The sequence below is a fragment of the Streptomyces sp. M-16 genome, from assembly GCF_052114405.1.
Classification (GTDB): domain Bacteria; phylum Actinomycetota; class Actinomycetes; order Streptomycetales; family Streptomycetaceae; genus Streptomyces.
Map to the genome: position 1 here is coordinate 39162 of NZ_JBFRER010000033.1, position 24816 is coordinate 63977.

General features: G+C 75.1%; 22 protein-coding genes. 8 read left to right on the plus strand and 14 right to left on the minus strand.

Annotated features, from left to right (window positions below):
- Positions 1-39: 39 nt before the first annotated feature.
- The 3 genes from AB4039_RS17830 to AB4039_RS17840 all read right to left on the minus strand — a co-directional run bounded on the left by AB4039_RS17830 (position 40) and on the right by AB4039_RS17840 (position 3219).
- Positions 40-642, minus strand: a complete 603-nt coding sequence (locus AB4039_RS17830; protein WP_266838266.1) for a GNAT family N-acetyltransferase — start codon at positions 640-642, stop codon at positions 40-42.
- A 104-nt stretch (positions 643-746) separates the two neighbouring features.
- The gene (locus tag AB4039_RS17835) at positions 747-1649 is read right to left on the minus strand and encodes an alpha/beta fold hydrolase (protein WP_442271168.1); all 903 of its coding nucleotides are present in this window, start codon (positions 1647-1649) and stop codon (positions 747-749) included.
- Between the two features lie 451 nt (positions 1650-2100).
- Positions 2101-3219 (minus strand): DUF3533 domain-containing protein, encoded by a 1119-nt coding sequence (locus tag AB4039_RS17840; RefSeq protein ID WP_266838264.1) that lies wholly within the window; start codon positions 3217-3219, stop codon positions 2101-2103.
- Between the two features lie 144 nt (positions 3220-3363).
- Here AB4039_RS17840 and AB4039_RS17845 point away from each other — a divergent pair, with 144 nt between their 5' ends.
- Both AB4039_RS17845 and AB4039_RS17850 read left to right on the plus strand, forming a co-directional pair.
- Positions 3364-6900 carry a DNA polymerase III subunit alpha gene (locus tag AB4039_RS17845; RefSeq protein WP_442271169.1) on the plus strand — a complete coding sequence of 1179 codons (3537 nt, stop codon included), beginning with the start codon at positions 3364-3366 and terminating at the stop codon, positions 6898-6900.
- Positions 6897-7919 (plus strand): DinB/UmuC family translesion DNA polymerase, encoded by a 1023-nt coding sequence (locus tag AB4039_RS17850; RefSeq protein ID WP_266838262.1) that lies wholly within the window; start codon positions 6897-6899, stop codon positions 7917-7919. The genes AB4039_RS17845 and AB4039_RS17850 overlap by 4 nt, the downstream gene beginning before the upstream one ends.
- Before the next feature lie 123 nt (positions 7920-8042).
- On the opposite strand, the gene AB4039_RS17855 is transcribed toward AB4039_RS17850, so the two are convergent.
- Positions 8043-9161: an acyl-CoA dehydrogenase gene (locus AB4039_RS17855; protein WP_442271170.1), complete on the minus strand. Its 1119-nt coding sequence runs from the start codon at positions 9159-9161 to the stop codon at positions 8043-8045.
- A gap of 205 nt (positions 9162-9366) precedes the next feature.
- On the opposite strand from AB4039_RS17855, the gene AB4039_RS17860 reads away from it, so the two are divergent.
- Positions 9367-10227 carry an alpha/beta fold hydrolase gene (locus AB4039_RS17860; protein WP_266838260.1) on the plus strand — a complete coding sequence of 287 codons (861 nt, stop codon included), beginning with the start codon at positions 9367-9369 and terminating at the stop codon, positions 10225-10227.
- 24 nt (positions 10228-10251) lie between these two features.
- On the opposite strand, the gene AB4039_RS17865 is transcribed toward AB4039_RS17860, so the two are convergent.
- The 3 genes from AB4039_RS17865 to AB4039_RS17875 form a co-directional block, all read right to left on the minus strand.
- A complete protein-coding gene (locus AB4039_RS17865) occupies positions 10252-11343 on the minus strand; it encodes a lytic polysaccharide monooxygenase auxiliary activity family 9 protein (protein WP_442271171.1) in 1092 nt (363 codons plus the stop codon).
- A 235-nt stretch (positions 11344-11578) separates the two neighbouring features.
- Complete coding sequence (locus AB4039_RS17870; protein WP_266838258.1) at positions 11579-12061, minus strand: DUF402 domain-containing protein; 483 nt, start codon at positions 12059-12061, stop codon at positions 11579-11581.
- Positions 12058-13002, minus strand: coding sequence for a GNAT family N-acetyltransferase (locus tag AB4039_RS17875; RefSeq protein ID WP_442271172.1), 945 nt, complete (start codon positions 13000-13002; stop codon positions 12058-12060). Before AB4039_RS17875 ends, AB4039_RS17870 begins: the two co-directional genes overlap by 4 nt.
- A 72-nt stretch (positions 13003-13074) precedes the next feature.
- Between AB4039_RS17875 and AB4039_RS17880 the strand changes: the two genes are divergently transcribed.
- Positions 13075-13461: a GntR family transcriptional regulator gene (locus AB4039_RS17880; protein ID WP_266838256.1), complete on the plus strand. Its 387-nt coding sequence runs from the start codon at positions 13075-13077 to the stop codon at positions 13459-13461.
- 629 nt (positions 13462-14090) lie between these two features.
- Here AB4039_RS17880 and AB4039_RS17885 read toward each other — a convergent pair.
- A complete protein-coding gene (locus AB4039_RS17885) occupies positions 14091-15188 on the minus strand; it encodes a DUF5925 domain-containing protein (protein ID WP_266838255.1) in 1098 nt (365 codons plus the stop codon).
- A 207-nt stretch (positions 15189-15395) separates the two neighbouring features.
- Between AB4039_RS17885 and AB4039_RS17890 the strand changes: the two genes are divergently transcribed.
- Positions 15396-16199: an SGNH/GDSL hydrolase family protein gene (locus AB4039_RS17890; protein WP_442271185.1), complete on the plus strand. Its 804-nt coding sequence runs from the start codon at positions 15396-15398 to the stop codon at positions 16197-16199.
- 31 nt (positions 16200-16230) lie between these two features.
- Here AB4039_RS17890 and AB4039_RS17895 read toward each other — a convergent pair whose 3' ends face one another.
- Positions 16231-17847, minus strand: coding sequence for a serine/threonine-protein kinase (locus tag AB4039_RS17895; protein WP_442271186.1), 1617 nt, complete (start codon positions 17845-17847; stop codon positions 16231-16233).
- A 351-nt stretch (positions 17848-18198) separates the two neighbouring features.
- Between AB4039_RS17895 and AB4039_RS17900 the strand changes: the two genes are divergently transcribed.
- Positions 18199-18468, plus strand: a complete 270-nt coding sequence (locus AB4039_RS17900; protein WP_078950594.1) for a hypothetical protein — start codon at positions 18199-18201, stop codon at positions 18466-18468.
- Positions 18469-18561: 93 nt separating this feature from the next.
- On the opposite strand, the gene AB4039_RS17905 is transcribed toward AB4039_RS17900, so the two are convergent.
- From AB4039_RS17905 to AB4039_RS17915, 3 genes are all read right to left on the minus strand, one after another.
- Positions 18562-19797: a CaiB/BaiF CoA transferase family protein gene (locus AB4039_RS17905; protein WP_442271173.1), complete on the minus strand. Its 1236-nt coding sequence runs from the start codon at positions 19795-19797 to the stop codon at positions 18562-18564.
- 210 nt (positions 19798-20007) lie between these two features.
- Positions 20008-20796: an ABC transporter permease gene (locus AB4039_RS17910; RefSeq protein WP_266838252.1), complete on the minus strand. Its 789-nt coding sequence runs from the start codon at positions 20794-20796 to the stop codon at positions 20008-20010.
- Positions 20793-21761, minus strand: a complete 969-nt coding sequence (locus AB4039_RS17915) for an ATP-binding cassette domain-containing protein (RefSeq protein ID WP_442271174.1) — start codon at positions 21759-21761, stop codon at positions 20793-20795. The genes AB4039_RS17910 and AB4039_RS17915 overlap by 4 nt, the downstream gene beginning before the upstream one ends.
- A gap of 73 nt (positions 21762-21834) precedes the next feature.
- On the opposite strand from AB4039_RS17915, the gene AB4039_RS17920 reads away from it, so the two are divergent.
- Positions 21835-22566, plus strand: coding sequence for a TetR/AcrR family transcriptional regulator C-terminal domain-containing protein (locus tag AB4039_RS17920; protein ID WP_266838250.1), 732 nt, complete (start codon positions 21835-21837; stop codon positions 22564-22566).
- Here the strand turns inward: AB4039_RS17920 and AB4039_RS17925 are convergent.
- The gene (locus tag AB4039_RS17925) at positions 22466-23533 is read right to left on the minus strand and encodes a type ISP restriction/modification enzyme (protein ID WP_442271187.1); all 1068 of its coding nucleotides are present in this window, start codon (positions 23531-23533) and stop codon (positions 22466-22468) included. The two genes, AB4039_RS17920 and AB4039_RS17925, sit on opposite strands and share 101 nt — an antisense overlap.
- A gap of 140 nt (positions 23534-23673) precedes the next feature.
- On the opposite strand from AB4039_RS17925, the gene AB4039_RS17930 reads away from it, so the two are divergent.
- Positions 23674-23844, plus strand: a complete 171-nt coding sequence (locus AB4039_RS17930) for a hypothetical protein (protein WP_167456804.1) — start codon at positions 23674-23676, stop codon at positions 23842-23844.
- A 143-nt stretch (positions 23845-23987) separates the two neighbouring features.
- Here the strand turns inward: AB4039_RS17930 and AB4039_RS17935 are convergent, their stop codons facing one another.
- Positions 23988-24737 carry a GntR family transcriptional regulator gene (locus AB4039_RS17935; protein WP_266841517.1) on the minus strand — a complete coding sequence of 250 codons (750 nt, stop codon included), beginning with the start codon at positions 24735-24737 and terminating at the stop codon, positions 23988-23990.
- Positions 24738-24816 lie beyond the last annotated feature (79 nt).

Here is a 24816-nt window from a genome sequence, read left to right on the forward strand (position 1 = left end):
GGGGGTCCGGCCGGACCCCGCCGGACCGGCCGGTCGCCGCTAGGCCGGCCGGCGCGGCTCGCGCCACATGCCCCACAGCACGGGGCCGCCGCCCGGCAGCGGCACCTCCGCGCGCACCCGGAAGCCGAAGTGCTCGTAGAGGGGGAGGTTGGACGGCTTGGAGGACTCCAGGTAGGCGGGCAGCCCCGCCGCGTCGGCCTTGGCCAGCCCCGAGCGCAGCAGGGCCGCGCCGTGGCCCTGCCCCTGGGCGGCCGGGTCGGCGCCGATGAGCGCGAGGTACCAGTGCGGTTCCCGCGGGGTGTGCGCGGAGGCCGCTGCGACGGCCTCCCCGAACAGGCCGGCCCGGTCGCCGAGGATGTTCCGCAGCTCCTCGATGGTCCCGGCGTCGGGAACGGCCTTGTCCCCCGCCTCCGGGGCCACCCAGAAGGAGGCGGCCGACCCGGTGCGCTCGCACACCCCGTGGTGGACGTACTGCCGGGTGAAGAGCGTGGTGAAGTAGCGGCCCAGTGACTCCTCGCGGGAGGCGTCGTCGGGGAAGAACCAGCGCATCATCGGGTCGTCGTCGAAGGCGCGGGTCAGGATGCGGCTGACGAGGGGGGCGTCTTCGATCGCGGCCGTTTCGGGCGTGTTCGTTATCGACATACGGGTCATTCTGCACCCCGATGATCTTGAACCCCGGGCCGGGGTCCCCCCTCCGCGCACCGGGCCGGGGACCGGGGGCCGCCGGGGTGACGCCTGAGCGACGCCTAGGCGGGCTGCTCCTCACCCAGGGCCGGGGCCGGGAGTTCGCGCAGCAGCCAGTTGAGGACGTCGGGGAGGGCGCGCAGGGCCGCGAAGTGGGCGGCGTCCGGGTCGATGGTGGTGGTGGAGCCGGGGATGCGGCGGCCCAGCCAGCGGGAGTGGCCGACCGGGGAGAACACGTCCAGCTCCCCGTGCCAGATCAGGACGGGCGAGCGGATGTCGGCGGGGTCGAAGCCCCAGGGGCGGCTGAAGGCCAGGATGTCGTCGATCCAGCCCCAGGCCGAGGTGCGGACCCCCTCGCGGTAGTTGCGCAGCAGCATCGACCGCAGGCCCGAATCGGAGACGATCATGCGGTCGTTGAGGGTCAGTTCCCGGCGCAGCTCCTCCAGGAGCCGTCCCGGGTCGCGGCGGATCCCGGCGGCGCGGGGGATCAGCCGGGCGGCGAGCTCCTCGGGGTCGTCGGTGGYGGTGGTGTACTCCCGTACGTTCGAGGCGGCCATCCCGGCGAACCAGTCCAGGTCCTCGGCGTCCCGGGGGGCGAGGGGGACCAGGGCGGCGGTCCGGGTCACCCGGTCGGGCAGCAGGGCGGCGCAGGCCAGGGCGCCGGGGCCGCCGCCGGACCGGCCGGCCACGGCGAAGGTGTCCAGGCCGAAGGAGTCGGCGACGGCGGCCACGTCGTGGGCCACGTCGGCGACGGTGCGGCCGGGGTGGCGGTCGGAGGCTCCGTAGCCGGGCCGGTCGTAGGCGATGAGCTGCATCCGCCGCTGGTAGAGCACCATGCCACGGGGCGCCGGGCCCAGGCGGCTGCCCGGCATGCCGTGGAGCAGGAGGACGGGCTTGCCGTCCGGATCGCCCCAGCGTTCGGCCACCAGAGTGCGTCCGTCCGCGGTGCGCACTTCTTTGCGCACGCGTTCCCTCCCCCACGTTCGACGCGAGCAGTCAGGGTGATTGTGCTCTTCGGTCGGGGAATGCGGTAGGCCGCATCCCCGGGAAATTCTCGTGAAAGATTTCGCGAGCGCGCGAAGGTCTTTGGTCCCCTGGCATATGCGCAGGTCAACCCGGAGATCCGGAAGGATGCGAACGGCGCTGAACGAAACGTCGCCCTGTCGTTGGAGGGCTTTTTCGGTGCGGTTGGTTCCGGTTTTGGGTGTCGAATTGACGCATCGGGAAAACAGTTCGAAATCGCGGAGCTGCCGGCGAAGCCGGACGCGCGGGGCCTCCGGTGCTTCGTCCACGCCACCGGCGACGGGGGCATCCGCACCGTCCTGGACGCCGTCGCGCACGCCCGCAGGAGTCCGTCCGGGGCCCGCGGTCAGGGCCCCCGGCCGCCGGGCAGGGGCACCGCCGGCCGGGGGGTGTTCACCGTCCGGGTCCGGATCCGCCGGAGAAGCGGGGGACGGACGGGTCGGTGTCGGGCAGGCCGCTGCCCACGGCCGCCCCCGGTCTGCCCCGGCGCGTGACCGCGCAGGCCAGGGTGATCGCGGCGCCGGCCACGGCCCAGGCGGCCAGTACGAGCATCGGCCCGCGGGCGCCGTTGCCGTGGAAGTAGGTGAGGGAGCGGGCGGCGTACGTGCCGGCGCCCGGCGGCAGGGCCGGGCCGATCGCGCTCCAGAACGGCGGCAGCAGCGGGTACGGGTAGGCGCCCCCGGCGCTCGGGTTGCCGAGCACCACGACCAGCAGGATGGCCAGGCCGATGCCGACCACGCCCGCCAGCCCCTGGAAGGCCAGGGTGATCGCGCCGACCGCGAAGACCACCAGGGTGCCCAGGCCCCACAGGCCCATGAGCGAGCCGGGCAGCGCGTCCAGCACCGGGCCGGCGATGACCGCGCCGAGCAGCCCCGCGACGAGGGAGTACAGGAGGAGCGCGCCGAGCCGGATGACGGCGCGGTGGATGTTGGCGGGACGGGCCCCGGCGCTGATCGCGAGGATCGCCGCGCACAGGTAGCCGCCCACGCACCAGCCGATGACCAGGTAGAAGGAACTGAGCCCGCGGGCGTCGCCCCGGTAGGCGGGGGCCACGTCGACGACCCGGACGCTGCGCCCCTGGGCCTTCTCGACCGCGCCGACCACCTGTTCCAGGGCCTGGGAGAGCGAGGCCCCGGCGCCGCTCGCGATGACCAGCCGGTCGGTGGTGCCGGCCGGGTCGATGACCAGCGCGCCGTCGACCTCCCGGTTCTCGACCTGGGTGACGGCGGCGACCTCGTTCTCGACCGCGCGGGGGTCGAGGGGTGTGCCGGGGAGGGCGGCGAGCCGCTGCGCCGACTGCTGGGCGACCCGTTCGACGGGGGCGGCCACCGCGATCGGGATCTCGTGGGGCTCGGGGTGGTGGAAGGCCCCGATGTACGAGGTGATGAAGGCCAGCTGGAGGGCCAGTACGCCCAGGACCAGCAGGGCGGCCCGGACGGTCACGGCGTCCTTGACCTCGGCGAGGAAGCCGCCGGGCGGCTCGGCGGCGGGACTCTCGGTGGGCTGGGTCATGTCCCTCACGCTCGACGCGGCGGGGGCCGGGCGCAGCAGGGGAGGACCGAATGGATGATCGAACACCTGTTTCGCACGGGTATTCGAATTGCTCTATGGTGGAACCGGGGGAGGTGTTGATTCGAGCGAAGCAGGAGGCCGCGGGTGCCTGGTTTTACGCATCTGCACACCGTTTCGGGGTTCTCCACGCGGTACGGGGCTTCGCACCCGGAGCGGCTGGCGGAGCGCGCCGTCGAGCGGGGCATGGACGCCCTCGCCCTGACCGACCGCGACACCCTCGCGGGCGCGGTGCGGTTCGCGAAGGCGGCCGCGAAGGCCGGGATCCGGCCCCTGTTCGGGGTGGACCTGGCCGTGTCCCCCGCGGGCCGGCCCGCCGGGTCCCGGGCCGGGGCTTCCGCGAGCGGGGCCGGTGAGGCCTCGTACCGCAGGCGGGTCCCGGTCAAGGGCGGGGCCTTCGTCGACGAGTCCGCCCCGCGAGCGCTCTTCCTGGCCCGCGATGGCGCCGCCGGATGGGCGCAGCTGTGCCGGATGGTCACCGCCGCCCATGCCGCGGCCGGGCGGGGGGAGGCCGCGGAGTCCGCCGGGGCGGGCTTCGCACCGGGCGGTGCCGGGCGGCAGCCGGTGGTGCCCCGGGAGGCACTGTCCGGCGACGGGGTGTTCGTGCTGCTCGGGCCCGGTTCCGAGGTGGGCCGGGCGCTCGCCGCCGGGCGCCCCGACCGGGCGGCCCGGCTGCTCACGCCCTGGCGAGAGGTCTACGGGGACGCCCTGCGCCTGGAGGCCGTCCACCACGGCCGCACCGGTACCGGCCCCGGCTCGCTGCGGCTGGCCGCCCGTACCGTCGGCTTCGCCGCCGAGCAGGGCGTCCCGGCCGTGCTCACCAACGCCGTCCGCTACGCCGACCCGGGCCAGGGCCCCGTCGCCGACGTCCTCGACGCCGCCCGCCGCCTGGTCCCCGTCGACCCCCGGGGCCCCCTCGACGGCGGCGAACGCTGGCTCAAGGACCCCGGCCGCATGGCCGAGGCCGCCGACCGGATCGCCGAGGCCGCCGGCCTGCGCCCCGCCGACGCCCGCCGCCTGCTCGCGCGGACCCGGGAGACCGCCGAGGCCTGCTCCGTCGACCCCGAGGACGACCTCGGCATCGGCTCCGTGCACTTCCCCGAGGCCCGCCTCGTCGGCGCCGCCCGCCGTACCGCCCAGCGGGTGCTCACCTCCCGGGCGTCGGCGGGCCTGGTGCTGCGCGGGTACGCCGACGACCCCGCGTACTGGGAGCGGATGCACGAGGAACTCGACGTCATCGCCCACCACGGCTACGCCTCGTACTTCCTGACGGTCGCCCAGGTCGTCGACGACGTACGGGAGATGGGCATCCGGGTGGCCGCCCGGGGCTCCGGCGCCGGCTCCCTCGTCAACCACCTCCTCGGCATCGCGCACGCCGACCCCGTCGCGCACGGACTGCTGATGGAGCGCTTCCTGTCCAAGCGCCGCCGCGTCCTGCCCGACATCGACATCGACGTGGAGTCCGCCCGCCGGCTGGAGGTGTACCGCCGGATCATCGCCCGCTTCGGCGCCGAGCGCGTCGCCACCGTCGCCATGCCCGAGACCTACCGGGTCCGCCACGCCGTCCGCGACGTCGGCGCCGCCCTGTCCATGGACCCGGCCGCCGTCGACCGCCTCGCCAAGGCCTTCCCGCACATCCGCGCCCGCGACGCCCGGGCCGCCCTGGAGGAGCTGCCCGAACTGCGCGAGGTACGGGACGGGGCGAGCGGCGGGCCGTACGAGCGGCTGTGGGACCTCGTCGAGGCCCTGGACGCGCTGCCGCGCGGCACCGCCATGCACCCGTGCGGGGTCCTGCTCTCCGACGCCACCCTGCTCGCCCGCACCCCGGTGGTCCCCACCAGCGGCGAGGGCTTCCCCATGTCCCAGTTCGACAAGGAGGACGTGGAGGACCTCGGACTGCTCAAACTCGACGTCCTGGGCGTCCGGATGCAGTCCGCGATGGCCCACGCCGTCGCGGAGCTGCGGCGGGCCACGGGACGGGAACTCGACCTGGACGACCCGGCGCAGGTGCCGCCCGGGGACGGGCCGACGTACGAACTGATCCGCTCCGCCGAGACGCTGGGCTGCTTCCAGATCGAGTCCCCGGGCCAGCGCGACCTGGTGGGCCGGCTCCAGCCGACGGCCTTCCACGACCTGGTCGTCGACATCTCCCTCTTCCGTCCGGGCCCGGTGGCCGCCGACATGGTGCGCCCCTTCATCGAGGCCCGGCACGGGCGGGCCCCGGTCCGCTTCCCGCACCCCGACCTCGCCGACGCGCTGCGCGAGACCTACGGGGTCGTCGTCTTCCACGAGCAGATCATCGAGATCGTGCACGTCATGACCGGCTGCGGGCGGGACGAGGCCGACCGGGTCCGGCGCGGGCTCTCCGACCCGGACTCCCAGGGCCGGATCAAGGCCTGGTTCGCGGCGACCGCGGCCGCGCGGGGCTACGCGGCGGAGGTGATCGCCCGGACCTGGGAGATCGTCGAGGCCTTCGGCAGCTACGGCTTCTGCAAGGCGCACGCCGTGGCCTTCGCCGTGCCGACCTACCAGTCGGCCTGGCTCAAGGCCCACCACCCGGCGGCCTTCTACGCCGGACTCCTCACCCACGACCCCGGGATGTACCCCAAGCGGCTGCTGCTGGCCGACGCGCGGCGCCGGGGCGTACCGGTGCTGCCGCTGGACGTGAACCGCTCGGCGACCACCCACCACATCGAACTGGTGTCCGATGACCCGGAGCGGTGGGGCCTGCGGCTCGCCCTCTCCGACGTCCACGGCATCAGCGAGGCCGAAGCCCTGCGCATCGAAGCCGGCCGGCCCTACGCCTCGCTGCGCGACTTCTGGGACCGGGCACACCCCGGCCGCCCCGTCGCCGAACGCCTCGCCCAGGTCGGCGCGTTGGACGCCTTCGGCGCCAACCGCCGCGACCTGCTGCTGCACCTGGCGGAACTCCACGGCGCCCAGCGCGCCGCCGGCGCCCGGGGCTCCACCCAACTGCCGCTGGGCGGAGGCCGCTCCACCGCCCCCGTCGGACTGCCCGACCTCACCGAAGCCGAACGGCTCAGCGCCGAACTCGGCGTCCTCGGCATGGACGCCTCCCGCCACCTCATGGGGGACCACCACGCCTTCCTCGCCGAACTGGGCGTCGTCCCGGCCCGCCGCCTGCGGGACACCGCGCACGGCCGGACCGTCCTGGTCGCCGGCGCCAAGGCCGCCACCCAGACCCCGCCGATCCGCTCCGGGAAACGGGTCGTCTTCACCACCCTCGACGACGGCACCGGYCTCGTCGACCTCGCCTTCTTCGACGACAGCCAGGAAGCCTGCGCCCACACCGTCTTCCACTCCTTCCTGCTCCTGGTCCGGGGCGTCGTGCAGCGGCGCGGACCGCAGAGCCTGAGCGTCGTCGGAGCGGCCGCCTGGGACCTCGCCGAACTGGCGGAACTGCGCGCCCGCGAAGGCCTCGAAGCCGTCACGGCCCGCCTGGCGGCCCCCCTGCCCACGGCGGCGACGACCGCCGACAACGGCCGCCGCATCCACCTCCCGACCGGCTACGAGATGAACCCGTGGGCCGACCTCCAGCCGCCCGGGGACCGCGCCGCCACCGGCCGCAAGCTGTGGCACTCCAGCCCCGGGAGCGCGGGATGAACCGCCCCCGCTCCGGAGCGGGGGTCCTGCACGTGCGCTGCGCCCCCACCCTGACCCCCGAGGGCTACCGCGAGGTCCTCGACCTGCTGCGCGAGTTCTCCCCGGTCGTCCAGGCCCTGCCGCCCCGGGCGGCCCTCGTCCAGGTGCGGGGCGCCCAGCGGTACTTCGGCGCCGACCCCGCCCGCATCGCCGAGGTCGTCCGGCTGCGCGCGGTGGCCCGGCTCGGCACGGACGTCCGGATCGGCGTCGCGGGCACCTGGGCCGTGGCGGCCATGGCCTCCGCGCGGATCCCGGGACCCGGCGGCACCCTGACCGTCCCCGACGACCCGGCGGCGGTGGCCGGCTTCCTCGCCCCGCTCCCCGTGGACGCGCTGTACGGGCTCGGCTCCCGCCAGGCCGAAGCCCTGCGCGGCTACGGGCTGCACACCGTCGGGGCGCTCACCAGGGTCGCGCCCGGAGTCCTCGAACGGATCCTCGGCAAACGGTCCGGACGGCTCGTCGCCGACCGCGCCCGCGGCATCGACCCGCGCCCGGTCACCCCGCGCGACCTGCCCCCCTCGGCCGCCGTCCGCACCGGCTTCACCCGGCAGGAACTGGACGGCCCGCACGCCCGCGCCGCCCTCCTCGCCCTCGTCGTACGGCTCGGCGCCGCCCTGCGCGGACGCCGCCAGGCAGCCCGCTCCCTGTCCCTGACCCTCCAGTTCGCGGGCGGCACCCGCTGGGAGAAGTCCCGGCGGCTGCCCGAACCCTCCGCCCACGACGAGGACCTGCGCACCCTCGCGTACCGGCTGATGGACGCGGCCGGTCTGCAACGGGCCCGGCTCACCGGCATGGTGCTCCGCGCCGAGGACCTCACCGCAGCCGCGGGCACCGCCCGCCAGCTCTCCCTGGACCCCGCCCGCGAATCCCGCCTCACGGCCGAAGCCGCCATCGACCGCGCCAACGCCCGCTTCGGCCCGGGGACGGTCCGACCCGCCGCGACCTTCTTTTCGGGGGCGGCTTCGCCTCCGGGGCGCTGAAGCCGTGCTCCCAGGGGCCACGTGCTCAGAACGCTCGTTCCTCACGTTCCTCCGCGCGTGGCCCCTGGGAGCACGGCGCGCCCCTCCGGCTCAGCCGCCCCGTGCGGGCTGCGGGATCGGGGGTCAGTCGTCCAGGTCGGGGAGGAGGCGGTGGGTCGTCTCCGTGCGCAGCGGGGTGGTCTGGGCCTGGATCAGGTGGAACTGGGCCTCGCGGGAGAGCCGTCCCGCGGTGTGCCCGAACTGGACCGCCCGGCCGCCGGCCACGGCCACGCACGCCGCGGCCGCCCGTACGGCCAGGTCCAGGGAGGCGGCCCGCAGGGCGAGCCGGCCGGCGGTCCCTTCCCCCGGCGCGAGCCCGTCCCGCAGGGCGTAGGCCTCCGCGCGCAGCCGGGCCGTCCTCCGCGCGAGCCGCAGGCCGAGTTCCTCGAACGGGGGAGACCCGAGCAGGAAGTCGGCGGTCGCGCGAAGCTGGCCGAAGACGGCCGGCTGGGCGTCGGCGTTCTCCAGGTCGTAGGCCCGGATCCAGTCGGCCCGCGGCATCCGCCCCACCACCCGCGCGTCGGGCACGCGCACCCCGCGCAGCTCGACCGAGGCCGTGTGCGTACCGCCCATCGCCCACAGCGGGGCCGCCCCGCCTACGGCGGTCAGCCCCTCGCGCGGGTCGGCGCAGTCCACCAGCGCGAACAGCACCTCGTCGGACGGGGTGAGCGCGCCCACGTAGACCAGGTCGGCCAGGCCCCAGCCCGTCATCCACGGCACCCGCCCCCCGAGCCGCCATCCGCCCGGCACCCGCTCCGCCGTGACCGGAGGGCGCGGATGGCGCAGGAAGGCGTAGCCGGCCGTGGCCCGCCGCTCGCCGCTCAGCAGCGCGGGCAGCCACCGCGCGCGCACGGCGTCCCCGTCCGGGCCGTCCGCCACCAGCAGCGCCCTCACCGCCGGCACGTGCTGCGTCCACACGAACCACGTCGACGGATCGACGGCCGCCAGCACCTCGTGGACCTCCCGGACCACCTGACGGGCCGTGAGCCCGCCCGCCGGGTCCGGTTCGTATCCGAGCAGCCCGTACGCACCGCACGCGGCGAGCGCGTCCAGGTGCGTGCGCGGCACCCCTGCCCCGGCGGTGTCCTCCGCCCGCGGCCGCAGGACCCGTACGGCGGTCTCCGTGACGGCCGCGACCAGCGGATCGGCCGCCAGCGCCGCCGGGGCGGCCAGGGCAGTACCCGCGCCGGGAGCGCTCTGCATGGCCGCGATCACCTCAAGTCCGGTTCCGGAGGCGCCCATTGTTCCGGAGCGGCGCCGGAGACGGACTCGACACGCCAATTTTTACCGACGCGTAACTTCCCTGTCTTGCTACTCGCCCGTAATTTAGCTGGCAGCAGCCCCCTTGTGATCCGGATCACGGGATGAACCCCCACGCATTCCCCTTGACCCGCAAGGAGATCACCCCATGCTGCCCTGGAGACGCCTGCTCCGCCCGCTAGCCGTCCTCACCCTCGCCGCCGCGGCCCTCGTCGCCCCCAGCGGCGCCGCCCAGGCCGCGTCCGGACCCAGCAGCGGCTGGAACGACTGGTCCTGCAAACCCTCCGCCGCGCACCCGCGTCCCGTCGTCCTCGTCCACGGCACCTTCGGGAACTCCGTGGACAACTGGCTCGGCTTCGCGCCGTACCTGGTCCACCGCGGGTACTGCGTCTACTCCCTCGACTACGGACAGCTCCCCGGCGTGCCCCTCTTCAACGGGCTCGGCCCCATCGACAAGTCCGCCGCCCAGCTCGACACCTTCGTCGACCGGGTGCTGTCCTCCACCGGCGCACCCAAGGCCGACCTCGTGGGCCACTCCCAGGGCGGCATGATGCCCCGTTACTACCTGAAGTTCCTGGGCGGCGGCGCCAAGGTCAACGCGCTCGTCGGGCTGGCCCCCGACAACCACGGCACCACCCTGTCCGGACTCACCAAGCTCCTCCCGTACTTCCCCGGCGCCGAGGACCTGATCAGCACCGCCACCCCCGGGCTGGCCGACCAGATCGCCGGGTCCGCCTTCCAGAACAACCTGAACGCCGGCGGCGACACCGTCCCCGGCGTGAAGTACACGGTGATCTCCACCCGCTACGACGAGGTGGTCACCCCCTACCGGACCCAGTTCCTCGACGGGCCGAACGTACGCAACGTCCTGCTCCAGGACCTGTGCCCGCTGGACATCTCCGAGCACGTGACCATCGGCCTCACGGACCGCATCGCCTGGCACGAGGCGGTCAACGCCCTCGACCCCGCACACGCCGAACGGACCACCTGCGCGTCGGTCTTCGACTGACGCACAGGCGGTCCGGGCCGCCCGTCAGCGGCCGTGACGGCCCGCCGCCGACCGGCGGCGGGCCACCGCGAACATCACGGCCGCACCGACGGCCAGGGCGCCGGCCCCGGCGATCGCGATCGCCGGGGTGGCGCCGCTGCCGCCCGTCTCCGCGAGGTCGCCCCCCTTGGCGCCCGCCGGGGACGGCGAGGAGAACGGAACGGAGACCGGCGCGGCGCCCGCCGCGCCGTTCGTCTTCGGGTCGTTGTCACCGTGGCCGTTGTGCTCCACGGAGGACTTGCCCGCGCCGTCGGAGATCTGCCGGTCCGTCGGAGCCTTGGCCGGCGGCACGTCCGCGTCGGTCACGGCCGCGGCGGGCGTCGAGGAGGGCTTGGTACCGGCTTCGGCGGAGGGCCGGGTGCCCGGCGCGCCGCCCGGGGTGGTCCCCGTACCGCCGCCCGCCGTACCGCCGCCCGTACCGCCGCCGGCTCCGTTGTCCTTGCCGAAGACCACGTCCGAGCAGGTGTAGAAGGCCTCGGGGCTGTCCGAGCGCTGCCAGATGCTGTAGATCAGGTGACGGCCCGTCTTCTTCGGGACCGTCCCGCTGAAGACGTAGTCGCCGTTCTGCATGCCCGGGTCCGTGGCCTTCGCGAACGGGGCGGGCTCCAGGTCGGACCACTTCAGCGGCTTCGTCGGGTCGTATCCGTCCTTCGTCACGTACAGCTCGAAGGAGCCCTTGTGCGGGGCGGTGCCCTTGTAGCGGAAGGTGTGCGCCCCGGCCGTCATCGGGCTGGCGGGCCAGTCCGCGCGGGGCAGGTCCAGCCCCTTGTACTTGGCGTTGCCCGCGGAGCACAGCTGCCCGTCGGGGATCAGCTTCTTGCTCTGGCCGGCCGCGTTGGCGATGTTCACCGCGTTCCAGTCGTAGAACGCCTGCGTCCCGCTCGCCGCCACGGCGGCCTTGCACGCCGCCGACTTGGGAGACTCGGGCCCCTCCGCGTAGCAGGCCGCCACCCGGCTCACCGGGTCCGTCATCGAACCGTGGGCGGCGGCGGGCCCGGCGGCGTACGCGGCCACCGCGAGCGGGGCGAGACCGGCGGCGGCGATACGGAGGGCGGTACGGCGGCGGGACGCGGGCATGGGTGGATCTCCTTAGGGCACAAGGCAGGGGCGCGCCAGCGGAACCGGGCGGCGCGGCGCCGTCCCGAACCGGGCTCCCGCCGCCACCGACCCTCCCTGGCCCCGCCAAGCTAGCCCGCGCGAACCGCCGCCGGCCCCGGATCCGGGCCCCCGCGGTGATCCTTAGGGCCCGCTTAAGGAAGGCCTAAGCGGGCCCACAGAAAGGGGCCCCGGATCCCCCCGCCCCGCGGCGCCGTCAGACGAGCAGGGCGGGCAGCCCCGGGGCCGAGCGGGCCTGGTCGTCGAGGGAGTCGAGGGCGCGGACGGCCTGCGCCGCGGCCTCCGGATCGCTCACGGCGAGGCCGCTCGCCGCGAACTCGTCTTCGTCCAGCCGCAGGACGGACCCGCCGTCCGCCGACACCCACAGGTCCAGGTCCAGGTCGTCGACGACGATCTCGCCCTCGCGGACCACCGCCGGGCGGGTCACGTCGCAGTACCAGCCCTTGAGGACGCCCGCACCGCTCCACACCTCCTTGACCGCGTACCAGCGCGTCCGCCAGAAGTGCTCCACGAACACGTCGCCCGGCTCGAAGCGCACGAAGCCGAAGTCCTTCACCCCGTCCGCCGCCCAGGGGGCGCGCACGGAGATCCGGTCGCCGTCGTCGGACACCTGCGCCGCCGGATAGCTGATCTTGGTGCGGCCGGCCTTGGTGAGGGTGACGGTCCATCGCGTGGTCATCGTGTCGCTCCCAGCTTCCTCGTGTAGCGCGTCTCGGTCGCGCAGATCTCGTACCCGAACCACTCGTTGATCGCGAGCATCGGCCCGTTGCCGGCGTCGTTGCCGGTGAACGCCTCCGTGTACCCGGCCGCGCGGGCCCGGTGGAGGGAGTCCGCCTTGGCGAGCTTGGCCAGCCCGCGGCCCCGGTGGGCGCGCAACGTGCCGGTCATCGCCGAGGAGTAGCGGCCGGCGCCGTCGGTCCGGGCGGCCGAGAAGGCGGCCACCCGGCCGTCGACGAGGGCGACCGTGGTCAGCCCGTGGTCGAGGGTCGGGTCGTTCCAGACCCCGGCCAGCCACTCGTCGTAGTCGCTCAGCTCCACCGGTACGTCGCCCGGCTCGTCGGCGGTCACCTCGGCGTCGGCCTCGAACAGCGGGCGCGGATCGGCGGCGAAGGCCGAGCCGGGGCGCAGTTCCACCCCGGCGGGGAGGACCGCGGGCAGCGGCGGCAGGGCGCCGGCCGCCAGGTCCAGGCGCAGGAAGTGCGCGGAGCGGCCGGGACGGTAGCCGTGCCGCTCGGCGAAGGCCCGGTGCGCCGGCTCGTCCAGCACCCAGCTGTACGAGGCCTGCGCGCCCACGGCCGCGAGGTGCTCCTCGGCGGCGCGCACCAGCGCGGTCCCGGCGCCCAGACCCCGGTGCGCGGGGTCGACGAAGGCGTTGACGAACGACTGGCCGGGCTCGGGGCTGTCGTACGCGAGCCCGACCTGGGCGGTGCCGATGGCGAGGCCGTCGGGGGTCTCGGCGAGGAGCAGCCGGCAGCGCTTCGCGGCGGGCGCGCCGGCCAGCTCGTGGGTCACGCCGGCGGCGGTGGTCACCATGAACGGGAGGGCGGCGCGGCGGACGCGTACGACGGCCTCCGCGTCCGCGGGGTCGGCGGGGCGCAGATCGCGGATCACAACGGTCATGCGGCCGACGGTACGGGCGCGGCCGCGGCCCGCGCCTGCGAATTATCCGGCGGATGGGGGAGAATCGGCCGCGTGACCTCGACCAACCTCAAGATCAGGATCGACGGCTCGGCCGGCGCGGCCGCCCCGTACGAACAGCTGCGCGCGCAGATCGCCGACCGGGCCCGGTCGGGGAGGCTCCCGGCGGGGTACAAGCTGCCGACGGTGCGCGGCCTGGCGGAGGAACTGGGGCTGGCTGCCAACACGGTGGCCAAGGCGTACCGGGCGCTGGAGGCCGACGGGGTGATCGAGACGCGGGGCCGCAACGGGACGTTCGTCGCCGCCGCCGAGGGTTCCTCCCGGGAGGCGGCCGCGGCCGCGCAGGCGTACGCGGAGCGGGCGCACCGCCTCGGCCTGACGGAGGCGGAAGCCGCCGAAGCGGCCACCTCCGCCCTCCGCGCCCGCTACGCGGCCCCCTAGCCACCCGCCGACTCGTCCTGCCGCCACAGGAGTTCGCCGCCCAACCCGCCGCCCGCCCCGGCCGCCGCCGACTCATGGCGGCGCCCGCGGAGTCCGCCGCCCCCGCGCCGGGCCCGCCCGGACGGGACGCCCGGTGCCCCCGCGTCACCCCGCCTGACCGGCGCCGCCCCAGCTGCCGATCCGACCCGGTGCCCGGGGGCGTGGCCTGGTCCGGCTCGACGGGTGGAGGCCCGACTGTCGGCATCCCCCCGACCGTTCGTCGATTCGATTCGATTCGGTGTCCGGGGCGCGGCCCGGCCCGACCTGCGTCGCCCGGCCGCCAGCGGCGGCCGGGCGGTCGCTGGTTCGGCCCGGTGCCCGGAGGCCGTGTGCCGTCCGGGGGCCGGTTCGCCTGGTGGGGCGCCGGGCGTCCGTTGATTCGGCCCGGTTCGACCGGTGGCGCCCCGGTCGGTCGCTGGTTCGGCCCGGTGCCCGGTTCGTCGGGTGGAGCCCCGATCGTCGGCAGCGCCTCTGCCGTCCGTCGATTCGGCCCGGCGCGGCGCGGTCCGGGGGCAGCCCGGCCGTCGGTGGCCGTCGGTGGGCGGCGTKCGGGGGCGTGCCCCCGAGCAGCCCCCCGTGACCGCCGGAGGCTAGAGGTACAGGCCCGCCTCCGGCGTTTGCGGCTGCGCCGGTACCACCGCCGCCGGTCCCGTGCCGCGGCGCAGGGCGAAGAGTTCGGCCAGGGTCGCGCCCTCGCGGGAGACGCCCTCCTCCGTGCCGAGCCAGTCCGCCGCCTCCCCCCGCGTCAGCCGCCCGACCTCGATGCGGGCCAGGCAGCGCCCCGGGCGGACGACCGCGGGATGGAGCCGCTCCAGGTCCTCGTTGGTGGTGACACCGACCAGCACGTTGCGGCCCTGCCCGAGCAGACCGTCGGTCAGGTTCAGCAGCCGCGACAGGGCCTGGCCCGCCGTGTGCCGGGCCTCCCCGCGGATCAGCTCGTCGCAGTCCTCCAGCAGCAGCAGCCGCCACCGCCCCTTGGCGGAGCCCTCGTCCTCGCCGATCGCGATGTCCATCAGGTAGCCCACGTCGTTGAACAGCCGTTCCGGGTCCAGGACGCAGTCCACCTGGCACCAGTCCCGCCACGACCGGGCCAGCGTCCGCAGCGCCGAGGTCTTCCCGGTGCCCGGCGGTCCGTGCAGGAGCAGCAGCCGGCCCGCGATGTCGTCCGGGGTGATCTTCATCAGCCGGTCCATCGCCGTCGCCACCGGGGCGGTGTAGTTGGGCCGGACCTCGTCCCAGGTGCCCGCGGAGATCTGCCGGGTCGTGCGGTACGGGCCGCGGCGCGGGGAGACGTACCAGAACCCCATCGTGACGTTGTCGGGCTGCGGTTCGGGCTCGTCCTGCGCCCCCTCGGTGGCCTGGCCGAGGACCCCGGCGGCGAGTTCGTCGCTGACCGCGGTCACCGTCACGTCGGCGCCCCTGCTCCAGCGGGAGACGAGCACGGTCCACCCCTCGCCCTCGGCGAGCGTGGCGCTGCGGTCGGTGTCGCGCGCCGACCGGAGCACGGTGGCCCGCGGCGGCAGCAGCGTCGCCTCCGGCTTCACCCGGTCGATCGTCACGCTCTGCGCGTACGGCTGCTCCCCGGAGGCGAACCGGCCGAGGAACAGGGCGTCGACGACATCCGACGGTGAGTCACTGTCGTCCACGTTCAGGCGAATCGGCAGCGCGTCCTGCGGGTCTGCTGGCATGGCGCCCATGATCCGGCACGATGTGCCCGCACGCACCCGTGTTTCGCCGGATCGGGTGGCCGGGTTCCCTCTTCAAACGCAACGCGCGTGAAGATTCCGGCGCCAAGCCGCCCCGAAACATTCTTGGCATGGACACTTCCACAAGGTCGTGGCTGCTTGTACCACGGACTCAGGAGTAACCCCCCACAAGGAGCCATCCCCATGAGCATCAGACTGTCGCGCCTCGCCGCCCTCGCGTCCTCCCTGCTCCTCGCCGCCGGCGCCACCCTGCTCGGAACCGGCCAGGCGGCCGCCGCCCAGGCCGATTTCGGCTACGTGGCCCTCGGCGACTCGTACTCCTCCGGCGTCGGCGCCGGCAACTACGACGGCGCCAGTGGCAACTGCAAGCGCACCAGCCGCGCCTACCCGGCCCTGTGGGCCGCCGCCCACTCCCCCCAGACCTTCTCCTTCGTCGCCTGTTCGGGCGCCCGGACGGACGACGTCCTCTCCGGGCAGCTCGCTCCGCTCAACTCCGGCACGGACCTGGTCAGCATCACCATCGGCGGCAACGACGCAGGATTCTCCGACGTCATGACGACCTGTGTGCTCCAGTCCGAATCCACCTGCGTCAGCCGCGTCAACGAGGCCAAGGCGTACGTGGACTCCACCCTCCCGGGCCGGCTCGACCAGGTCTACGACGCCATCCACGGCCGGGCCCCGGGCGCCAGGGTGGTCGTCCTCGGCTACCCCCGCTTCTACCAGCTGAACGGGAACTGCGTCGCCGGCCTCACCGAAGGCGAACGCACCGCCATCAACGGCGCGTCCGACTACCTCAACGCCGCCATCGCCAAGCGCGCCGCCGACCACGGCTTCGCCTTCGCCTCCGTCGCCGGATCCTTCACGGGCCACGAGATCTGCTCCGGCGACGCATGGCTGCACAGCGTCAACTGGCTCAACATCGGAGAGTCCTACCACCCCACCGCCGCCGGACAGTCCGGCGGCTACCTGCCCGTCTTCACCGGCAAGGCCTGACCGGCGGGGCACGACCCGTACGCCGTCTCCGCTACCCCGGACCGGCCTGCCCGCTCGGACTCGGCGTCGGCGTCGGGGTCGGCTCCGGCGGGGGCGTGCCGCCCGGCGTTGCGGAGGCGGCGGGGGAGGAGGCCCCGCCCGTCGGGGTCTCCTTCGCGCACGTCACGGAGAACTCCAGCCACGGCGAGGCCGTCAGAGCGGGCTGCCGCACCTCCAGCCGGACCGCGTCGGCGAGGGTGGCACCCGCCCGGTGCCCGGACTCGGTGTGGTTCAACTGGCGGGTCCGGGGCCCGTCCGCCTCGTACACGATGCTCTGCCAGTCCGACGCGGGAGCCGATGCCCCGCGCGTGATCCAGCGGTACTCCACCACGGCGGGGGTGCGCGCCACCTCCAGCGTCCCGGTGAAGGCGGGCGCGAGCGTCTCGGGCGGCGGGCAGCTCCCGTCGTAGGCGGGGCGCACGGTGTGGACGTAGAGCGTGACGCTCTGCGGGGGCGCGGTGCCCGCCGACGCCGAGGAGGAGGCCGAGGCCGACGCCGAAGCCGAGCCGGAGGCGGTCGCCGGAGCGGACCCGGAGGCCGCCGCGGAGCCCGGGGGCCCGGCCCCGCCGGCCCCGTCCGTCCCGGAGTCCGTGTCCCGCAGCAGGAGCCACACCAACAAAACCAGCACCAGCAGCAGCACCGCTATCCCGAAGGTCAGCACCACCCCGGCCCGCCCCTGCGGGGGAGGCGGAGGTGACAACGGCGCGGGGGCGGGCATCGGTCCCACCGCCGGTGTCTCCCCGTACGGGCCCCTCCCCGCGTGCGCGCCGCTCCCCCCGTACGCGCCGCCCGCCTCGTGCGCGACGGCCGTCGGGGCGTCCGGCCCCGGCACCGGCCCGCCGGAGGCCCGGACGGTCCCGCCCGCGCCGATGATCCGCAGCATCCGGGCGGCCTCCGCGGCGGCGAGCCGCTCCCGCGGATCCTTGCGCAGCAGCCCCTCCAGTACGGGCTCCAGCGGCCCGGCCCGGCGCGGCGGCGGAAGTTCCCGGTCCACCACGGCGTGGAGCGTCGACAGCGGGGTGTCCCGGCGGAACGGCGAGACGCCCTCCACGGCGGCGTACAGCATCACCCCGAGCGACCACAGGTCCGACTCCGGACCCGGCTCCCGGCCCAAAGCCCGCTCCGGAGCCAGGAATTCGGGGGAGCCGACCACCTCGCCGGTCATCGTGATCGCGGAGGACCCCTCCAGGCTCGCGATCCCGAAGTCGCTCAGCACCACCCGACCGTCGTTGGCGATCAGTACGTTGGCCGGCTTCACGTCCCGGTGCAGTACGCCCGCCTCGTGCGCGGAGCGCAGCGCGGCCAGTACCTGCTCGCCGAGGTGGGCCGCCCGCTGCGGGGTCAGCGGGCCCTCGCCCTCCAGCACCTCCGCCAGCGTGAGCCCGCGCACCAGCTCCATCACGATCCAGGGCCGGCCGTCCTCGCTCGCCACGTCGTAGACGGTGACGACCCCGCGGTGCGAGATGCGGGCCGCCGCCCACGCCTCCCGCTCCAGGCGCCGGTACATGCGCGCCACCTCGGCGGCGTCCAGCCCGGCCGGGGCCCGTACCTCCTTGACGGCGACCTCGCGGCCCAGCACCTCGTCCCGGGCCCGCCAGACGATGCCCATGCCGCCGCGGCCCAGGGGGCCGATCAGCCGGTAGCGTCCGGCGACGACACGCGCGGCGTCCCCGCCTTCGTTCCCACTCACGCGAACCCCCAAGCGTCACCGGGTGATCACTCCAAGTTAGCGCAGTGCGCGTCGGGCGGCCCCTGTCGTGACGGCACTCTCCGCTCGCCCCTCCGCGGGGCTCCCCAAGTCGGCCCGATACTGCGGAGAGTGACGACCGACTCCGGTGAGTAATCGTCAACTACCCGTAACTACAGGGGTAATTCACACCACCGGGATACCCGAGTGTGACGCCGGGGCGATAGGGTTACCCTGCCCGGGCCGGGTGCCCTCGTACGGGTGGGGAGAGACATGGAACAGATAGCAATGCGCAGCAGGCCGCCCCGCGTGCCTGCCATCACCTGCGGGAGCAGCGCGGTCAGCTCGCGCCTCGACCGCCATCTCGCCGTGCTGGGCGGTCCCGCCGTCCCGCACCACGAGGTGGCCGAGGCGACCCTGCTGATGCGCGAGCTCACCTCCCGCGACCACACGCACGTTCAGCGGAGCCGGAGCGCGCGCGTCGCGCTGTTCGCCCCGCTGCGCAGGCTGCGGCGCACGCTCTTCGGCAGCCGCCGCTCGTAACAGACCCCGCAGGGCGGCCGGTCCGGCCCGGCCGTACCCCGGCTCCGTCTCCTCTTCGGCGTCCCCCGGGATCCTCCCGGCGTACCCCCGGCCTCAGGCGATCACACCGTCCCGGCGCAGTGCCGTGATCTGCGCGCCCGTCATCCCCAGGGCGCGCAGCAGGGCGTCGGTGTGCTCGCCGAGCGCGGGCACCGCTCCCATCCGCGGTTCCGCGCCACCCGGCAGCCCGATCGGCGGCAGCAGCGCGCGCAGCGGGCCCGCCGGTGAATCCACCTGCCGCCAGCGGTCGCGTGCCGCGAGCTGGGGGTGCGCGGCCAGCTGCGCCACCGAGTTGAGCCGCGCGCAGGCGATCCCGGCCGCCTCCAGCAACCCCACCGCCTCGTCCGCGCCGAGCCGGCCGAGCGCCTCGGCCACCACCGCGTCCGTCTTCTCCCGGCCCCGGGTGCGGGCCGCGTTGGTCGCGTACGCCGGATCCTCCGCGAGGTCGGGCCGCCCCAGCACCTGCCGTGCCAGGCGCCCCCACTCCCGGTCGTTCTGCACCGACAGCAGCACGCGGTCCCCGTCGGCCGTCGGGTAGGCGTCGTAGGGCGCGATCACGGCGTGCGCGAGACCCGTCCGTACGGGCTGCTCCCCGCCGTGCATCGTGTGGTGCAGCGGGTGTCCCATCCATTCGGCGAGGGCGTCCAGCATCGACACCTCGACGGGGCCGCCGCGGCCGGTCGTCCCACGGCGCAGGAGGGCGGCGAGCACCCCGGAGAAGGCGTACATGGCGGCGGCGATGTCGGCCGCCGGGACCCCCGCCTTGACGGGGACCTCGGGCGTCCCGGTCACCGAGACCAGGCCGGCCTCGCACTGTACGAGCATGTCGTAGGCGCGCTTGTGGGCGTAGGGGCCCTCGGGTCCGTAGCCGGAGACGTCCACGGCGACCAGCCTGGGGTAGCGGGCGCACAGGGCCGCGGCGTCGATCCCGAGGCGGGCGGCGGCGCCCTGCGCGAGGTTCTGGACGAAGACGTCGGCGCCGGCCAGCAGTCCGTGCAGCACCTCCAGCCCGCGCGGGTCCTTCAGGTCGAGGGCGAGGGACTCCTTGCCGCGGTTGGCCCAGACGAAGTGCGAGGCCAGGCCGTGGGCGGCGGTGTCGTACGCCCGCGCGAAGTCGCCGCCGTCGGGGCGTTCCACCTTGATGACCCGGGCGCCGAGGTCGGCGAGCTGACGGGTGGCGAAGGGGGCGGAGACGGCCTGTTCGACGGCGACGACCGTGAGGCCGGCGAGGGGGAGGGGCTCGGGGGCGACGCCCCGGGGGGCGGTGGCGGGGGCCGGGTCGGTGTCCATGACACCGATGCCTATACCGGGAGGACCGGGTCTGTCACCCCGTACGGCCCCGGCGGTCCGCACGCGGCCACGCGGAGCCCGCCGTCCGGCCACCGTTCGTCCGTCACCGTTCGTCTGTCACCGTTCGTCCGTCACCGTCCGTCCACCCCTGTCCGTCCACCCCCCTGTCCGGCCATCACCGTCCGTCCCGAGGGGTTCGTCCGGAGGGGTTCAGTCCCGGCCGTGCGCGAACCTGCGCGTGGCCAGCGGTACGAAGAGCGCCAGCAGGAGCAGTGACCACAGCACCGCCCCGGCCACCGGGTGGGCCGCCGGCCAGGACGCGCCCGGGGCCGCCTCGCCGCCCGCGTTGCCGCACAGGGCCCGTACGGCGGTGGCCACGGCGCTGATCGGGTTCCACTCCGCGACCGTCCGCAGCCAGCCGGTCAGGCCGGCCGTCGGCAGGTAGGCGCTCGACAACATCGGCAGGACGAAGGTGGCGCTGCCGAGCTGCCCCGCCGCCTCCTCGCTCCGGCTCAACAGCCCGAGGTACGTCCCCGCCCACGCGGTGGCGAAGCGGAACAGCAGCAGTACGCCGAACGCCCCGAGCGCGCCGGGCAGTCCGTTCTCGGCCCGCCAGCCCATCGCGAGTCCCACCAGCATCACCGGCACCAGCGACACCGCCGTGGTCAGCAGGTCGGCGGCCGTCTGCCCCAGGGGGACGGCGGTCCGGCTCATCGGCAGGGTCCGGAAGCGGTCCATCACCCCGCGGTGCGCGTCCTGCGCGGCCGTGAACATGCCGGTCATCAGGCCGTTGGCGGCGGTCGCGGCGAGCAGTCCGGGCACCAGGAACTCGCGGTACTCGGAGCCGGGCATGGCGAGCGCGCTGCCGAAGACGTAGCCGAAGAAGAGCAGCATCGTCAGCGGCATCGTCTGGGTCAGCACGAGCAGCGTCGGGGCGTGCCGGGCCTTCTGGAGCTGGCGGGTCAGGACGGCGCCGCCGTCCGAGAGCAGGGTGGTCATGCCGCGTTCTCCTTCACGGGGGCGGGGGCCGGAACCCGGGTGAGGCGCAGGAACACCTCGTCGAGGGTGGGCGGGCGCAGGCTCGCGTCCGTCACCGGGACGCCGGCGCCGTCGAGCGCGCGGATCACCTGCGGGAGCGTGACGCCGGGGTCCAGCACGGTCGCCCCGACGGTGAGCCGCTGTTCGTCCAGGGCGGGCCGCCCGCCCGTGAGCCGGTCGAGGACCCCGGCCGCGGCCGTGAGGGCGTCCGCCCGTGCGACGGTGACCTCGGCGTAGGAGCCGATGCGGGCCTTGAGGGCGGCCGGGGTGCCGGTGGCGACGGCCCGGCCGCGGTCGACGACGAGGATGTCGTCGGCGAGCCGGTCGGCCTCCTCCAGGTACTGGGTGGTGAGCAGGACGGTGGTGCCTTCGTCGGCGAGCGCGCGCACGGCCGCCCAGATGTGCTCGCGGGCCGCCGGATCCAGGCCGGTGGTGGGCTCGTCCAGGAACAGCACCCGGGGGCGGGTGATCAGTCCGGCGGCGAGGTCCAGGCGCCGCCTCGTGCCGCCGGACCAGGCCGAGGCCACCCGGTCGGCCGCCTCGCCGAGCCCGAACCGTTCCAGCAGCGCGTCGGCGCGCTCCCGGCCGGCCCGTCCGCGCAGTCCGGCGAGGCGGGCGAAGAGCCGGAGGTTCTCGCGGCCGGTGAGGTCCCCGTCGACGGAGGCGTACTGCCCGGTGACCCCGATGGCGCGGCGGACGGCGGCGGGGTCGCGGGTGACGTCGTGACCGGCGACCAGGGCGCGGCCCCCGGTGGGTGCGGTGAGGGTGGTGAGGATCCGGACGGCCGTGGTCTTGCCCGCGCCGTTGGGGCCCAGCAACCCGCAGACGGTGCCTTCCGGCACGGCCAGATCCAGCCCGCGCAGCGCGCGCACCTCACCGTAGTGCTTCTCCAGACCCTCACTAAGTACAGCGTACGTAGTCGTCATGAGAGGCACCGTACCTCACTACGTACGGTGTACGTAACTAAAATGGTGGCGAGACGACGAGGTGATGTGACCGATGACAGCCGGCGGGCGCCCCGCTGAACCCGAAGTGATCTGGACCCGCCCCGTGCGGGCGGGGCGCGGACCGCGCCCCGCGCACAGCCGGGACTCCATCGCCGCCGAGGCGGTGCGGATCGCCGATGTGGAGGGGATCGAGGCCGTCTCCATGCGGCGCGTGGCGGCGGGTATCGGTGCCGGGACGATGTCCCTGTACAACTACGTCCCCCGCAAGGAGGACCTCCACGAGCTGATGGTCGACACCGTCAGCGGGGAGTACGAACTGACCCCGCCGAGCGGCGACTGGCGCGCCGACCTGCTCGCGCTGGCCCGCCAGACCCGGGCCCTGATGCACCGCCACCCGTGGCTGCCGCGACTGCTGAGCCCGGTCTACGGGTTCGGCCCGCACGCCCTGCGGTACCTGGAGCACAGCCTGGCCTGCCTGGCGCCGCTGGAGGCTTCCGGCGGCGAGAAGCTGGAGCTGATCGCCGCGGTGAACGGCACGGTGGCGGCGTTCGTGGGGAGTGAGCTGGCCCTGGCCGAACGGGCCCGCTCGCTGCCCTGGAGCGAGGCCGCCGAACAGGGCGTACGGACGGCCTGGCTCGGCTCCCGGCTGGCGTCGGGGGAGTACCCGCGGCTCGCCGAGGCCCTCACGGGGGGCGGCCCGGTAGCCGCGGTGCCGCCCGACATGGCGACGGTCTTCGACCGCTCGGTGTCCCGCCTGCTGGGCGCCTGGGACCCCGCTCCCTGACGAGGCCGGCCGCGCCGCCCCGGCGGACGCGGACGCGCGTCCGCCGGGGCGTCCAGGACTGCGGCCACTCGGCCGGGCCGAACGCCTCCAGGCCCCGCGCCCGCGGATCCCGGTGCGCACCGCGCGCGGCGAACCAGGACTCCAGCACCCGTACGCCCTGCGCCTCGTACTCCCACGCGCCCGTCGGCACCGGGGAGACCGCACCGTCCCCGAGGGTCAGCGTCTCGCTCTCCGGGTCGTACGCGAGCTCCCGCGGCCAGGCCGTCACCGCCGAGCGGACGTACGGCCGCCGCCCGCCCGGCAGCCGGGGCGGCTCCCCGCCCCGCACCCCGCGCAGCTGTACGGTGAGCAGCCGCCGGCCCAGCTCCAGCCCGGCCCGCCACCGCTCCGGGTCCGCCGCGAGCGGGACCTCGTACCCGCGCGGCCCGGGGCGGCCCGCGGCGAGGATCCAGCACAGCACGTCCTCGGGGGTGACCCAGCCGCCGTGGCGCGCCCCCAGCAGCGGCAGCAGGCCAGGCGCGAGATTCGGCTCGGCCCCGCCGGGGCGCCGGTGCAGCGGCCGGATCCGGCCGAGCCGGCCCGCCGGGAGATGGGCGGTGACCAGCGGCTCCGGCGTCTCCACCACGAACAGCTGCTGCGCGTCGAGGACCCGCCACAGCTCGGGGCGCGCCGAGTCGATGAGCCGTTGGTCGGGCAGCAGCCACTGCTCGTCGAAGGGCGCGCGGAGTACCCGTACGGGGTCGGGGAACGGGCCGGGGGCCTCGGAGAAGCGGGCCGTCGCCGAGCGCTGCCCGGGCAGGGCGGCCGCTCCGGCCGCGGGCGTACGGGTCCGGCTCGGCCGGAACAGCAGCTCCCGCTCCTGCCCTTCGGCGCGCGTCAGGGCCGTCCAGCGGGCGCGCAGCGTGGCCGGATCGGGCGCGGCCACCCAGTCCCGCCCCAGGCGCAGGCCGCCCACGGACCAGGGCATCAGATCGTCCAGCAGCGGTACGTCTTCGCTCACCCGGCAGATGGTAGCGACGGGGCGCGGGGGCCGGGCCGTGTCCAGGCCGAAGCGTTACGCTCCTTATGTACGCATACGTACCATCCGTACCGACCTAGGAGTCGGCCATGAGTCAGTACGACGAGTATTCGACGCCGTCACAGGCGGAGGGCGAGCGGCTCGACGAGGACATGGACGAGCAGCAGCGCAAGCAGCGGCAGCACCCCCAGACGATGCGCACCACCCCCTCGCAGGCCGAGGGGGAACGCCTCGGGGAGGAGAAGGGCGAGGAGCGCTAGGACCCGCCTGCCCGCCCTCGGGGGCGCGGAGGCCCTCGGGGCGGGTCCGCCGACAGGGCGCGCCGGGCATCAGGGCGCGTCGAGCGTCAGGGCCCGTCGGCCCGTCGGCCCGTCGGCCCGTCGGCCCGTCGGCCCGTCGGCCTTCAGGGCGCGTCGACCGTCACCGTGAAGGAGAACCGGTCGCCCCGGTAGCGGATCCGCGCCACGTCGGCCACCCGCCCGTCCTCGTCGTACGTCACGCCCGTGTAGTGCAGGATCGGGCTCAGCAGCGGGACCTGGAGCARCTCGGCCGTGACCGGGTCCGCCAGGCGCGCCTCGACGGTGTCGGTGATCCGGCTGATCCGCACCCCCACCACGTCGCGCAGCACCTTCGTCATCGGCCACCGCACCAGGTCGTCCAGGTCCACGGCGTCCGCGAACTCCGGGCGGACCGCGTTCTCCGCCCAGTTCGTGGGCTCGCCGCTCTCCCCGTCGTGCCGGAGCCGGCGGTACGTGACCACCTCGGCGGTGTCGGGGAAGTGCTCCAGCAGCTCACCGGCCACCGGCGTCCGCTCCCGCCCCAGGATCGTCGTCCGCTCGCCCGACTGCTGGGCCACGATCGCGTCGACCGACCCCAGCAGCCGCACCGGGGCGCTGCGCCGCGCGCCCGGCTCGATGAAGGTGCCGCGCCGCCGGTGCCGGCTGATCAGGCCCTCGACCTCCAGCTCCTTGAGCGCCTGGCGCATCGTCAGGACGCTCACGCCGTAGTGCTCGGCGAGCTGTTCCTCGGTCGGCAGGCGCAAGGAGGCGTCCGGGGTGCGGCCCAGTATCGAGGCGCGCAGGGACTGGGACACCTGGTACCAGAGGGGCAGTTTCCGGTTCAGGACGACGGAGTCGGGGGCGAAGGCGGTCACGGGTGGTTCTCCGAACGGCGGCAGGCTGGAGTGCAGGCGGCGGGCGTGCGCGCACGGGAGCCGTGCGCGCACGCATGCG